This window comes from uncultured Microbulbifer sp. (assembly GCF_947498635.1).
GTDB classification, from domain to species: Bacteria; Pseudomonadota; Gammaproteobacteria; order Pseudomonadales; family Cellvibrionaceae; genus Microbulbifer; species Microbulbifer echini.
The window spans coordinates 17,685-30,644 of the sequence record NZ_CANMKV010000048.1; the positions used below are offsets into that span (position 1 = coordinate 17,685).

Annotated in this window: 11 protein-coding genes; 6 read left to right on the forward strand and 5 right to left on the reverse strand. The window is 45.8% G+C overall.

Annotation, left to right across the window (positions count from 1 at the left end; all coding sequences use genetic code 11):
• Nucleotides 1-169 precede the first annotated feature (169 nt).
• A complete protein-coding gene (locus Q1A69_RS17775) occupies nt 170-376 on the reverse strand; it encodes a DUF2905 domain-containing protein (RefSeq protein ID WP_299588467.1) in 207 nt (68 codons plus the stop codon).
• A gap of 193 nt (nt 377-569) precedes the next feature.
• Here Q1A69_RS17775 and Q1A69_RS17780 point away from each other — a divergent pair, with 193 nt between their 5' ends.
• On the forward strand, nt 570-1,010 hold the full coding sequence (locus Q1A69_RS17780; RefSeq protein ID WP_299588470.1) for a hypothetical protein: 441 nt from the start codon (nt 570-572) through the stop codon (nt 1,008-1,010).
• 64 nt (nt 1,011-1,074) lie between these two features.
• Entirely contained in the window at nt 1,075-1,995 is a 921-nt protein-coding gene (locus tag Q1A69_RS17785; RefSeq protein ID WP_299588473.1) for an ADP-ribosylglycohydrolase family protein, read from the forward strand.
• 137 nt (nt 1,996-2,132) lie between these two features.
• Here the strand turns inward: Q1A69_RS17785 and Q1A69_RS17790 are convergent, their stop codons facing one another.
• The 3 genes from Q1A69_RS17790 to Q1A69_RS17800 are packed head-to-tail and all read right to left on the reverse strand — an operon-like array spanning nt 2,133 to nt 3,195.
• Complete coding sequence (locus Q1A69_RS17790) at nt 2,133-2,369, reverse strand: hypothetical protein (protein ID WP_299588475.1); 237 nt, start codon at nt 2,367-2,369, stop codon at nt 2,133-2,135.
• Between the two features lie 6 nt (nt 2,370-2,375).
• Nucleotides 2,376-2,858 carry a hypothetical protein gene (locus tag Q1A69_RS17795; protein ID WP_299588477.1) on the reverse strand — a complete coding sequence of 161 codons (483 nt, stop codon included), beginning with the start codon at nt 2,856-2,858 and terminating at the stop codon, nt 2,376-2,378.
• Nucleotides 2,833-3,195, reverse strand: coding sequence for a hypothetical protein (locus Q1A69_RS17800; protein ID WP_299588494.1), 363 nt, complete (start codon nt 3,193-3,195; stop codon nt 2,833-2,835). The genes Q1A69_RS17795 and Q1A69_RS17800 overlap by 26 nt, the downstream gene beginning before the upstream one ends.
• A 433-nt stretch (nt 3,196-3,628) precedes the next feature.
• On the opposite strand from Q1A69_RS17800, the gene Q1A69_RS17805 reads away from it, so the two are divergent.
• From Q1A69_RS17805 to Q1A69_RS17815, 3 genes are all read left to right on the forward strand, one after another.
• Nucleotides 3,629-4,789, forward strand: a complete 1,161-nt coding sequence (locus tag Q1A69_RS17805; RefSeq protein ID WP_299588479.1) for a PQQ-dependent sugar dehydrogenase — start codon at nt 3,629-3,631, stop codon at nt 4,787-4,789.
• Nucleotides 4,790-4,959: 170 nt separating this feature from the next.
• Nucleotides 4,960-6,612, forward strand: coding sequence for an amidohydrolase (locus Q1A69_RS17810; protein ID WP_299588481.1), 1,653 nt, complete (start codon nt 4,960-4,962; stop codon nt 6,610-6,612).
• A gap of 444 nt (nt 6,613-7,056) precedes the next feature.
• On the forward strand, nt 7,057-7,965 hold the full coding sequence (locus Q1A69_RS17815) for an NADAR family protein (RefSeq protein ID WP_299588483.1): 909 nt from the start codon (nt 7,057-7,059) through the stop codon (nt 7,963-7,965).
• 661 nt (nt 7,966-8,626) lie between these two features.
• Here the strand turns inward: Q1A69_RS17815 and Q1A69_RS17820 are convergent.
• Nucleotides 8,627-10,861, reverse strand: a complete 2,235-nt coding sequence (locus tag Q1A69_RS17820) for a M12 family metallopeptidase (RefSeq protein WP_299588486.1) — start codon at nt 10,859-10,861, stop codon at nt 8,627-8,629.
• Between the two features lie 1,517 nt (nt 10,862-12,378).
• Between Q1A69_RS17820 and Q1A69_RS17825 the strand changes: the two genes are divergently transcribed.
• On the forward strand, nt 12,379-12,960 hold a 582-nt coding region (locus tag Q1A69_RS17825), incomplete at its 3' end, for a transposase DNA-binding-containing protein (RefSeq protein ID WP_299588490.1).

The following is a 12,960-nucleotide window of genomic DNA, read 5'->3' on the forward strand; positions in this document are numbered from 1 at the left end:
CCCTGAAACTAAGTCACTCTGCGCTTTGCGCACTTTCAGGGGTGGTGATCAAATAGGTCACGGATGACCTTTTTTGATAACAGGAGAAATTTTTCTCCCACTCTCCTATAAGTCCCTTGCGGCCGTACCCCATGCGGCCTTTTTTTATCCCACCCGTTGACACAATCGTTCAGCGCCGGAAGAAATTCACGAGCAAACTCAGCACCAAACTTATAATAATCATTGAAACAATAGGAAAATAAAACCGCGTGCGGCCGGACTCAATACGAATATCCCCCGGCAAACGTCCAAACCAATTAAACAGCCAAGGGGCAAAGTGCATAAGGACACCGACTATCAGCAAAATTATTCCGGTGACGATCAACCAACGGGACATCTCCCCTCCTTCGTATAGCGGCCCATTTAGGGTGCCTATAAACTTCAGGTCTCTTTTATCACTCCTTTTAAGCTTCAAACCCAAATTCCAGGATAGACTCTTTCACAAAGATCGTATAACTGAAAACGCAAAGCGCTTGAGCTCAACTTTTGATACCGCTACCATAAGTGACCAACTGACACTCATTGTCAAGATGAACGAAAAAGAAAATTTTGCCTGCTATAACAAGAGCAGTTTCGATACGCCACTCATTACCGTGGATGCCGCCCTCTTCACTTACCAGGATGGCCACCTTAAGATCTTGCTGGTTGAGCGCTCAAACCAGATGAGTCTGGCATTTGATCATCTGCAAATCATCAATACTGCACACGACCGCCTTATACAAAAGGCCCTTTACAGCATTATCCCCGCCTATGCCCTACCAAAAAAATTCACCCTACCAGAGCTTCAGCAGGTGCATGAAGTAATTATCAGCAAGCCACTACAAAAAAAATCCTTTCGCCGGCGTATTGAACAGGCAGACCTTTTGATCGATACCGGCGAAAAACGCACGGGACGGGGCCGCCCAGCCACCCCGAACACTATGCATGTCAATTCAAGAAGACACACGTTTGTACGAAATCTTGAGTTATAGCACAGAGTAGAATTTATCGAAAACACTAAATATCATGAGTGAGTACACTGAGAAGGATATTTAAGTGAATTTCAATGTATTAGACAAAGTAAAAGGTTGCCTGGTGGGGCTCGCCTGTGGTGATGCCGTAGGCACCACACTGGAATTTAAAAGAAAGGGGGAATTCACCCCTATATCCGATATGGTGGGTGGGGGGCCCTTTGGTTTAGAAAAAGGACAATGGACCGACGACACCTCTATGGCGCTCTGCCTGGCACACAGTTTACTCCTTCAAGAGGGTTTCTGTGCTATCGACCAGATGAATCGCTACTGCAACTGGTATCAATATGGGTATATGAGTTCTACAGGTGTGTGCTTTGATATTGGCGCTACAGTGCAATCCGCTTTAATTCGGTACCTGGAAACGGGTAATCCTTTTAGCGGCTCTGTTGCCACCCGCTCATCCGGTAATGGCTCCCTGATGCGGCTAGCACCAGTACCAATTTTTTTCTTATCTTTGCCTTCTGAGGCAATCCATTATTCTGGAGAGAGTTCCAGAACAACCCATGGGTCCACCGAGTGTATTGAGAGTTGTCGATTTTTTTGCGACCTAATCCTTTCTGTGTTCAACGGCACCACTAAAGACAACCTTCTTCACACCTTAGAATACACACCAAACTCTGAGAAGGTTTTTAGTATCGCCAAAGGTGAATTCTTACAGCAAAGTTATGAGGAGCTGACAGGCAGCGGCTACGTAATCGAATCCTTGATATCTGCTCTCTGGTGCTTTTTTAATACCGATAGCTTTCACGAAGCCATACTGCTAGCCGCAAATATTGGGAATGATGCCGATACAACCGCTGCCATCTGTGGCCAAATAGCTGGAGCTTACTATGGAATCTCTGGAATCCCTGAAGAATGGCAGCAACAAATATGCTGGTCAGAAGATATTATTTTATTAGCAGAAAATCTTTACAGAACCGGTTTGTTGGTGAGTCCTCAATAGGGCTCTAAGCGCCCCACGCCCTCAATTTATTTAGGGGTACTTTACCTGATGGTAAATAATAGAGCGGTCATTGAATGAAGATTCACGCAAAAGCAAAGAGCCAGCACAAGCCAGCTCTTATTGTAAAGACTGACCTTTCAATTCACTTTCGCCAATCCTTTCTCCCCAACAAACACCGCCGCCAATACTCGAATCGCTTCAAAGCTCTCATCCAACAGTAATTTTCCATCGCGAAATACCAGGCGCAAGTGGTTGAAACGCGTACCCAATTGCTCTTCGCGTATACTTCCATACTGGCCATCGCCCCGACGAACCAGTGCCAGGCGGCCTTTCTTAGACCTTTTGCCAATATCCGTCACGGGGTCTTTGTACACATCTCTTCACTCGCCAGCAACCCGAACTGCGCTCACTTTCATGGCAAATTTCATCGTATCTCGATTGACCTTTTGTAGCAGTTCAGCGCCCATGCCAAAGGCGATATTCTCCGCACTTTGTTTCTGGGCTTTCATAGTAGCCAGAATATTCCCTATGGTGTGGCGAGAAACACCATCGCCCTGTATCACGCGGATAAATTCTGGCAGAACCCGGTATTCTTTCCCATTGATCCGGGCCCCAAAGATATCGATCAATCGCTCTATGGTTTGAGTTACCACCTCGACAGGATCGCCGCTACCCAGGCGAATTACCAAGGTTCCACCATTAAGCTCAACATATTCCTTTAACTCTCCACCCCATATATTTTCAAGGGCATTCCACAGGTCATAGCTGTCACTCACCACCGCCAACAAACGTCCATCCTTGGAAAATTGTTCAAGCATATTGGCATAGGCATCGGCTTCATGCTCCCGGCCCCAGCTCGTCATCGTACTTTGCTCGGCTGCGGGAATTGAAAACCCGGCCATAGGGGTGTGGTAATATAGGAGCGTGGTAATAACGACGCCCAGCCACTATTGTCGCTATGGTATCGGTCCCCTGAAAGTTCACCAGATGAGCCAGCCCGCCGATAGCCGCTGTTTCCTCAGTGCTTGCAGCGTGAGCACCAAAGTCATGTAGTTTAAATGGGAGTCCCTCCAGGCTATCCGCGGTTTCCTGCAGATATTGCTGGATGAGTTTCTTGCCTTCACGGCTCAGGGTTGCGACCGTTGTCAGGGAACAAACCGCCTTGCTGTATTTTTGCTCCAGTCTGCCCAGAGCAATCACCCTCAAAATTACTTTCTTTAGGACGCCAATGTGTCAACGCAGATTATACCCGGCATGATACTGTTCGAGTTTGTGTGTCATAACTCTGTGTAGGAAGTGTGATTCACGGCCAAAGCGAGAAATTATCTTCCGTGGACTTTTGGAAATATTCTGCTTTTGCAGCCAAAATCAATATTCAGGGAACCTCTGAATAATTCTGTGAAACTTTGGCTTTTAGAGCACAATTCGCTCTAAAAGCACCGTCGTATCGGCCTTGAATGCCTCATCTTCTGCGTTTTATCGGCTTCAAAGGGTTCAGTGAACTTCGTAGCAGTATATGCTTCCCGCAAAGTCATTACGGCATTATTCAGAGCTTCGCTTGCTATTACCCCACTATGTGGACCTCACTCAGATCCCAAGTGGTTATCCCCTATTACAAGTCCAAGGAGCCAAAGTGAGAAGGATTTCTATCACCGCGAGCCTGCTACTGGCTTGCGCCGTCAGCTCATTAAACTGCTATGCTGACCCTCACATCTCTCGAGGCGCCATCCCCGTAGAAAACAAGGTAAAAATTAGCCCAATAGCCGGGCCGATACCCTACCCCTGGGGTCTAGCCCTGTTACCCGATGGCACCCTGATCATTACCCAGCGCGATGGCAAACTCCGCAGCGTCAAAGGTAATCAACTAACCGATGCCGTTGATTTTCCCACCAATGTACTCTTTGAAGGCCAAGGGGGGCTGCTAGATGTCGCCGCCAGTCCTAACTTTGAAAAAGACCAGCTGCTCTATTTCAGTTACTCCACGGGAAATACTGAGAACAATCGCACAGCAATTGGTCGAGGTAAGTGGCAAAACGGGCAGCTGAAGGATTTCGAGGAAATTTTTAAAGCGGCCCAGGGGAAAAAGAATAGTGCGCACTTTGGCTCGCGTCTGGCTTTCCTGCCAGATGGCACTCTGCTGGCCAGTATTGGGGACGGAGGCAACCCACCCCAGGACTTTCTCGACGTCTTTGCTCGCGAACAGGGGCAAAACCTACAGACCCACTTTGGCTCGGTGATCCGTATAAAACCTGACGGCTCAGTACCTGACGATAACCCCTTTATTGGAGTGGATGGTGCCCTTCCAGAAATCTGGAGTTTTGGCCACCGTAACCCTCAGGGATTGGCCATCGATCACGAGAACCAAATTATTTGGTCCTCCGAGCACGGCCCCGCGGCCGGAGACGAGCTAAACCAGTTAAAGAAAGGTGCAAACTTTGGCTGGCCCAGAGTGACCTTTGGTAGGGACTATCGCGATGGCTCCAATATCGCTTTTAAGATAGCCGGCCCGGAATATGTCTCCCCGTTTCTCGCCTGGATCGATACCCATGCTCCCGGTGGCCTTACCGTCTATACAGGTAAAGCCTTCCCCGAATGGCGCGGTCACCTGCTCTCGGCAGGCCTCGTGAGCCAGGATTTACGCCTTATCAATCCGCAGGGTGATCCCCTTAACACGGAAAGCCGAATTGTGATCGGTGAAAGAGTCAGAGACTCGGAAATCGGCGCAGACGGCACACTTTACGTCATCACGGATGGCCCTCAAGGGCGCCTGCTTCGTATTGATCCCGCTCAATAAACGCTTTCGCCAGCGGAGTCGCTGCGGTCTAGGTGGGGGCCGCAGTGAATCGCTCACCTTTCCAAAAGACCGCTTCAAATGAGCACTTATTGTGTAATACCCAACCGCTTTTCATCCGATACAAAGCCACCATAGAATGGCCAGTAACGAAAACAACAAGGCATCCAACCATGCGATTAGCCCAGGCCCTGGCGGCAGCACTCCTCGCCGCCACCTCCTTCAGCACCCAGGCAGTAACGCTGATCCACAACTTTTCCGGTTACCAGACTACCGAAAAAGCGCTGATTCAGTTCAGCGCCATGGCCTTTGACCAGGGAAAAGTGCTCGCAACCGGCAGCATCAAGGATCTGGCCCACAAGTATCCCCACGCGGAGAAAGTAGATGCCAAAGGTAAAACCTTGCTACCCGGCCTCATCGATGCCCACGGGCATATGCTCGGCCTAGGGCAGCTCAACACTGTATTAGATTTACGCGATCAATCCCTTCAAGGCGCCCTGAATGCGATTAAAGACCACGCTCAAGGGCTGGAGCCCAACGAATGGCTACTCGGGCGCGGCTGGAACCAGGTAACCTGGCCGGACAGACGGTTTCCCACCAGCGCCCAACTCGACGCCCTCGAAATAGATCACCCCATCTGGCTGCGCCGGGTAGATGGTCACGCGGGCTGGGCTAATTCCAAGGCCCTGCAACTCGCCGGTATTGATAAAAATACCCAGGTCCCGGAAGGCGGAGAGATCGTACGAGATACCCATGGCAACCCCAGCGGAATTTTGGTCGACAACGCCATGGACCTGATGCAGAAAGCCATCCCCTCCCCCACATTGGCACAGGAAAAAAAATCGCTACAAAACGCCTTTCGTACAGCACTTTCCCTCGGCCTCACCAGTGTCCACGATGCGGGCATTACCGAGAAAACTCTCAATGTCTACCGTGAGCTGGCCAGGCAAAAAGCGATTCCCATGCGTGTGTACCCCATGCTCTCAGTGGATAGCCACAACTACACTAAATTGCTCAATGCTGGCCATATTGGTAGCCCCAGCGAACGACTCTATATGCGCAGTATTAAGCTCTCCGCCGACGGCGCCCTGGGTAGCCGCGGTGCAGCGTTATTGGAGCCCTACCATGATCGCCCAAAGGAAAAAGGGCTATTACTCTATCCTGAAGACAAAATGTTGACCTTACTCAAACTGGCCACCGACAATAACTTCCAAGTCAACGTGCATGCCATCGGCGACAGAGCCAACCAGATCGTACTCAATCACCTCGAGACGCTGAACGAAGAGAAAAGCCAGAAACAGCACCGTCATCGCGTAGAGCATGCCCAGGTGATTGAGGTAATGGATATCCCCCGCTTTAGCCAGCTCAATCTGATTGCCTCCATGCAGCCCACCCACGCCACCAGTGACAAAAATATGGCCGGTGATCGCCTAGGTGAAAAACGTCTAATCGGCGCCTATGCCTGGCAAACACTGCTAGACCAGGGGACACCCATCGCCGCCGGTTCCGACTTCCCGGTAGAACCGGCCAACCCCATGTTCGGCCTCCACGCGGCTGTCACCCGGCGCGACCGCCAGGGTAAACCCAGTGAAGGCTGGCGCATTGAAGAAGCCATGACTCCGGAGCAAGCCCTGCGTGCATTCACCCTGGACGCCGCCTACGCCAGCCACCAGGAGAAAGTAATCGGCAACCTACAGCCGGGGAAATTCGCTGACTTCATTTTGCTGGATAAGAATATTTTTGAAATTGACCCGCAGGAAATTTGGCAGGTACAGGTTTTGGAGACTTGGGTTGCAGGGAAAAGGGTTTACCGGAAACCCTTATAATTGACTTGCTCCATTTTACCCTTTGAACGTCTCTAAAGGTATTGGCAAAGCCGGCTTACAAGCAGATACTATCGCCCTCAAAGAAGCCCCAAAATTTGCCGGCAACATCCTTGCAGGAATGGAAGCAAGTGAAAGTTGGTAGACTCGTGGGACTTGGTACTGACGCTTGTTTAACCCCAAGGTTTAAGAAATCCATTCCTATGCGATCTACATTCGGCCTTGCCGCCTCTGAGCAAGGCCGTACTATCATTACTGGATTTTCAGAGGTTTCACAGCGTTATTCAGAGGCTCCCAAGGTACTTTTGTAACCCCAGGTCTCGAAAAAAATTATCTATAGATCTACCTCTAAATACAATTTAGACGTTGGAAACATGAATTACAGACGTTTACTGATAGGAAAAGAATATAGCTTTCATTAGCAACTCATAGCTAATGGAGGTCAGTTTGAGTTACCGATACTTTCGAATCCCTCAAACGAAAAATGCGATTAAGCAATATTATGCTTTTCTAGAGAGCAAGCCGGATATTTATGTCAAAATTCGAGCAGCGCAAAGATCAAAAAATTTACCACATGCATGGGAAGACTCTTTTCGCTGCTTTGAAAGAACATGGAAATGCCACCGTAAAAAACAATGGATAGAGGAGTTCCTAGCCTTAATAATGCCATCGTCAACGATACGAAAACTCTTCTTGAGGTTTTGCATTGATTTTGTTAGCCACCTTAAAGCCAGGCACTTTCTAGACATACGTTACCCCTCTAATAAACAGTTACAACAATCTACAATTGGAGATATATTGAAAATTATCAATAGAGATCAACTTATCGATTTCGCAAACAACGGCAACAAGGTGAAGTACCTTTATTTCTGGGGTCATCAGGAAAATGGAAGCAAAGTAACAAAACGCTGCTTTAGCCAGTGGTATAACTCCACCTTCGAAAAAGATGGAAATCAGTATATTACTGCTGAGCACTATATGATGTACCACAAAGCTAAACTATTTAGGGATAGCAACGCGTGTCAGAAAGTGCTCACTTCGACCACCCCAAATGAAGCCAAGAGAATTGGGCGACAGGTCATTGGCTTCAAACAGGAAATCTGGGAAGAGAAACGCTTCGAAATTGTAGTAAATGCCAACCTAGCTAAGTTCTCCCAAAATCCAGCACTAAAGGAATTTTTGCTCAACACAGGAAACCGAGTCTTAGTGGAAGCCAGCCCCGTAGATACAATTTGGGGTATTGGCCTGGCGCAAGATGATTTATCAGCACAAGATCCCAACACCTGGAGAGGTCTTAATCTTTTGGGGTTTGCACTTATGGAGGTGAGAGCCTTACTTGCTTGTGATCAAGCTTAGAAGAGCGCCCCGCTAAGCTTGACCACAACAATAGATTCGCACACCTCTTCCAATCAATTTTTATAACGGCCGCTTTTATCTAGAACTTATAGATAACTTGAGGCCGGGAACACTGCTGCTAATTACTCTAATATTATCATTTCCTGCCTCACTCAACGACACGCTTTAGCTTGCGATCTCCTCCCAACAATAAACCATGTATAGTTAGAAATTAAATAACAGAGAATTTCTTTGAAAATATTGACCAGATTCCAACAGGAGAACCCTTCGAGAGGGTTTTCAAAGACAAGTTTATCAATACAGAATCGACAAAATCATCAATCGATTAAGGCACTGCTCACTCTTTAAATATTGCTAATAGAAATGGGAGACAGCGGCATACTTGTCGTTAACCTTCGCTATCTTCTAGGACTTTCAACATTGTCGCTTCAGTCAATATTGAATCTCAGAAACTCAAGTTCTCAACCCTGCCATAGTGATGTTAAACAACATGCCCGCTGGGGAGTGAGCTTTTAGTTACTATTTGGGGGGCGGTTATAGCGAAACATTAAAGACGCACATAGCTTGTCAAGTTTTTCATTTCGCCCCAAAGTAAAACAGGCAGAAGAATTACTAAACATTAAAAAATCTTCTGCCTGTGAATTACCTAGCAATCTAAATGTTAACAATCAACACTTAACCAGATATTTTTAAAATCTGTATAACCTTGAACGGTCACATACCAAATACCGGCCTTTGGCGCATTCACTTCAATAGATTCATAGCTACTCCAACGATCAGAAACGTAGTCCGCATTATTTTCTGAAGCCTGCTCACCAAATTTAATATACAGATCTGCGTCACCGCTGGAATCAACCAATGATAAACCTGTTTTTACGGAAAGCTTAGCTGCACCTTCAGGCACCTGTAACATAAAAATTTGCTCATCACCGGCTTTACCATCCAAGTCCCTCACTGTTTCACCGGCGATCAGATACTCAGATGGTAATTCACTATAAGCACCAACTAAAGTGACTTGATCAAAATCTGTATAGCCCAGGAGCATGATATGCCATACGCCTGCTTTAGGATTGGCGATTGTAACTGCCTCCTCATTACCCTCCAAATACGGACGGTAGTCATACACTGATTTTGTCGGTTTACTGCCAAAGCGCACATAAAGATCAGCATCTCCGCTACCACCACGCATTTCAAACTGTAAATCAGCGGCATTTTCTGGAACAGTTATTGTGTAATACAGTGCTTCACCAGCACCGGCTCCCAGCCCGTTAATCGGGGCTTGGTTAATGAGCTCATTAGCAGGTTCGCCCTTTAAATCCACCGCAGCAGTTAGATTTACTCCTTCAAAAGAGCGCTCAATGGGTGACAATAATACATACCAACGACCTGAATTAGGTAATGTGATCTGTATATTTTCGTTATTGCCGGCATTCTCAGATTTGAAATCAAAATCCATGACGCTAGGTTCTCGATCAAAGGCGACATAAACATTCATTTCTCCACTTGTCTCATTCTCTACTTCTGACTCCTCAGTTAGAACAGTCAGCTTTTGAGTACCTTCTGGAACATCAATATGAAAGATTTTTTCACCTTTACCCCTCAAGTCGACTCTTGGCTTACCAGAAATAAGTATTTGCTCAGCTTCTGCATCACAAACAAATGACCCACCACCTTTAACCGGATTGTATTGAATACCACCTTCCTCAAGCACGCCATTAATAAATGTGAGCATTTCACAGGAGTAAATATCCAGCAGGTTATTGGTAGCATCCACATTACTAAGGAAAGGCTTATTTATCACCCATGAAAACTGAGCGGATGCCAAATAATTACCAGAAACATTTAACGTTTCCAGGCGTTTTGGCAGCTCTGCGATTTGCGTCAAATTTTCATTGGCCGCAGTCAAGTGTTTTAGATATCTAAATAGATGAACCCCCTCTAAAGACTGGATTTTACCATTCCCGGGAGTACGGATTTCTTCAACTTCAGCTGCCTCTAGGCTGCTAATCTCGCCATTCCCGTCCATATCGAAAAATGTCAATAAATAAGACTTAAATGCCGGGTCTGGGATATTGATATTCACAGTGCCGTAGTGAGAGGCCGCGCCGACTTGATCACCACCACCCAAATCAACACGTTGCGCCATAACATCGGAGAAGTGCTCATAACCCGATTTTGGAACAATAGTCGCTTGCCCATTGACCGTATAGGCGTGAGAGGGATAGTGCATCACTGACAAGAAGTCATATTCACTATAATTATGCGATTGACGAATATCAAAATTGTAGATATAAGCTGGCTTAATATTCTCCTCAACAATATCTACGTATTTATCGCGATCCGAACGCTGCTGCTCATGCCTCATACCAATTGCATGGCCCAACTCATGAACAATAATATATTTACTATCCCAGTCGCTCAGGCTGAAAAATTGCCCACCACCGGACATTCCAACCATAGAACGGTTTTCACTACCATTTCGCACATAGATATAATCCGTCTGATCTGTGCGCTGAACAAACTGCAAATCTGCAATCTCTTCCCAAACCTTGGTGGCATCAACAAAATTTTGTTGGTTTTCTTCTGTTACACCCTCATAAAAATCATAATATACAATACCGTTTGGCCATTTTTTCGCCGATATTTCAAAAGCCGACATAATGCCTACTTGTTCAGGATTCTGCTGAATCAACTCCAGCATATCGCCTGTCAACTGGTAGAGTTTTCCATCAACAATCACTCTCTTCGCGGCAAATTGCTCTTCCAGTTGAGCAAATTCAAACGCGGTAAAATTTGGAGTCATTGAAGTCTCTACCTGACTCGAAGCCATCGTTGAATGACCCATCAAAGCCAACGCTGTGGAAACTCCCAGCACTGCATCGGTTAATTTTTTCATTTTCATGTTCCTTCTCTGAAAATTCACGATTTATAACCAAACCTGGTGTTCAAGGCTTTAAAAAGCAGCGCCCCAATTGATTTATATCAAAAAAATCTGATCAAAGAGAGGGAGCGCCGCCGCGGGCAAGAATACAGCCATTGCGTTTTCTAGTCGATAAGAGATAACCTTTCCCTCAAAAACATACTGGACAGGGGGGCGTTCTTCGCCCCACACCGAATAAAAAGCAAACACTTTCAAGAAATTATTCTATAAGTGATATGAAATTCGTATTTGCGAAACCATAAGCAGCCCCTCTCACAACTAACTCAGGAAGCCTTGACAAAAATTAGAGAAAGCATACAACCGAAACAAAAGTGCCAATTACCATCATGGACCCTAAGAACCAATCACATATCAACTTATTATTGGAAACCTAATGGGAAACATGGCCACCCTCATATGACGCCAGTGTAAATAGAGATTCTCATCGCCCGACATTACAATCCCAGCGCAATAGACCGCAAAAAAGAATAACTAAAACCACAACAAATAACTTACAAAAACAAATTCTATAACTACTTCAATTTTTTAGACGGCTAGACGCACATTACCCCTACCTTCTTTAACATTGGGTCAGGTTGATCCAAAAGTGATTGCTCTGGGGGGGGGGCACAGTGGAATTCGGCACAAGGAAGGTTCTCTACCAGATTAACAAATTATGACTTTGAAAGCTGTTAAAGTTTAAAAATCAATGGTTTTACGAAAGTAAGGTATCACACATATTTTCGAGGAATGGGAATACCTGAATTCAGAGCGAAATTTTTTCCATCGCAAACCGAGCCTGTGCAAAGGATAGAAACAAGGCTCATCATGAATATGACACATATCAAATCTGCAAAAAACGGAACCTTTAAGGCAACCCCCTTTTTTATGCAAGATATAGTAAGTGCCTATCTACCCAGACGGATTATGGGCTCAGCTTACATCCATATCGAAAACAAAATATGTAAAATCAGCTTTAAAAAACTTTGAAACATTAAATTATCGACTTACCCAAAACGATGATTAGGTATTTAGCCAAACACCCGGAAAAGTAATCACTGATGCTGATCCTTCCTCATTCGACTTAACAAGTCGGCCATCTAAGATTTGTACCATTGATATCGACCAGTGCTATAGCTTCTATAAAATTACAGCCCGTAGCGAGTTCGAGTAAGCTTTCCTTGTTGATTATTCGCTCACCCATCTAAGAATATTAGAAAAGCCCTCTAATATTTTTGTGAGACTCAAAGACGTTGGATCTTGGGGTAGGATGCCGCGAATGGCCTCAACGAACTGCCCTATGGCTTAGAAACCGTTTCACCTATCGCTCTCTCCCCAGACAGAACCCTCTGCAATGGCTCCAGCTGTGGTTCGATGTTTTTCCACTGACCCTTGCTCTAAGTTTTATACACAAGTTTTTTTTCAGTTTTATTATAAAAATCAATGAGTTACAGTTTGTATGGTATAGGAGCTACAGATTTGGCTGGATAATTATGCAGGACTGGGTCAGGGACGAAGTGAAAAATCAGGTTATGGGTGATACACGATTGAATAAGCGCTTGTCCAATATTCTCAGTAATTTAAGTTTCGACCCAAAGAGTAGTATTCCCTGTGCAAACAAGTCTTGGGCAGAAACCTTTGCAGCCTATCGATTTATCGAAAATGATAAAGTCAGCTTTGACTCCATTATGAGTGGCCATAAATCAGCCACTCTTGAAAGAATCAAGGTTCAGCCAGTTGTTCTTATCCCTCAGGATACCACTTTCCTAAATTTTGCTACCGATTTAGAAAGCAAAGAAATGGGAACACTCCGACGCAAAGAGACTAATCAGCAGCTCCTACATACGTCTATCGCTATAACACCATCCAGAGATAATCTGGGAATTATTGAGGGTAGCATGTGGCAGCGAGATAAAGAATCTAGTGCTAATTCTCGCTATACCAAGTCGATACAAGATAAAGAGAGTCGACGCTGGCTAGACCATTATGAATCAGCTTGTGAGATACAAGAGCGCTGCCCTGAAACCACGATTGTGAGTATCGCGGATAGAGAGGGGGATATTCATGAGTGGTTT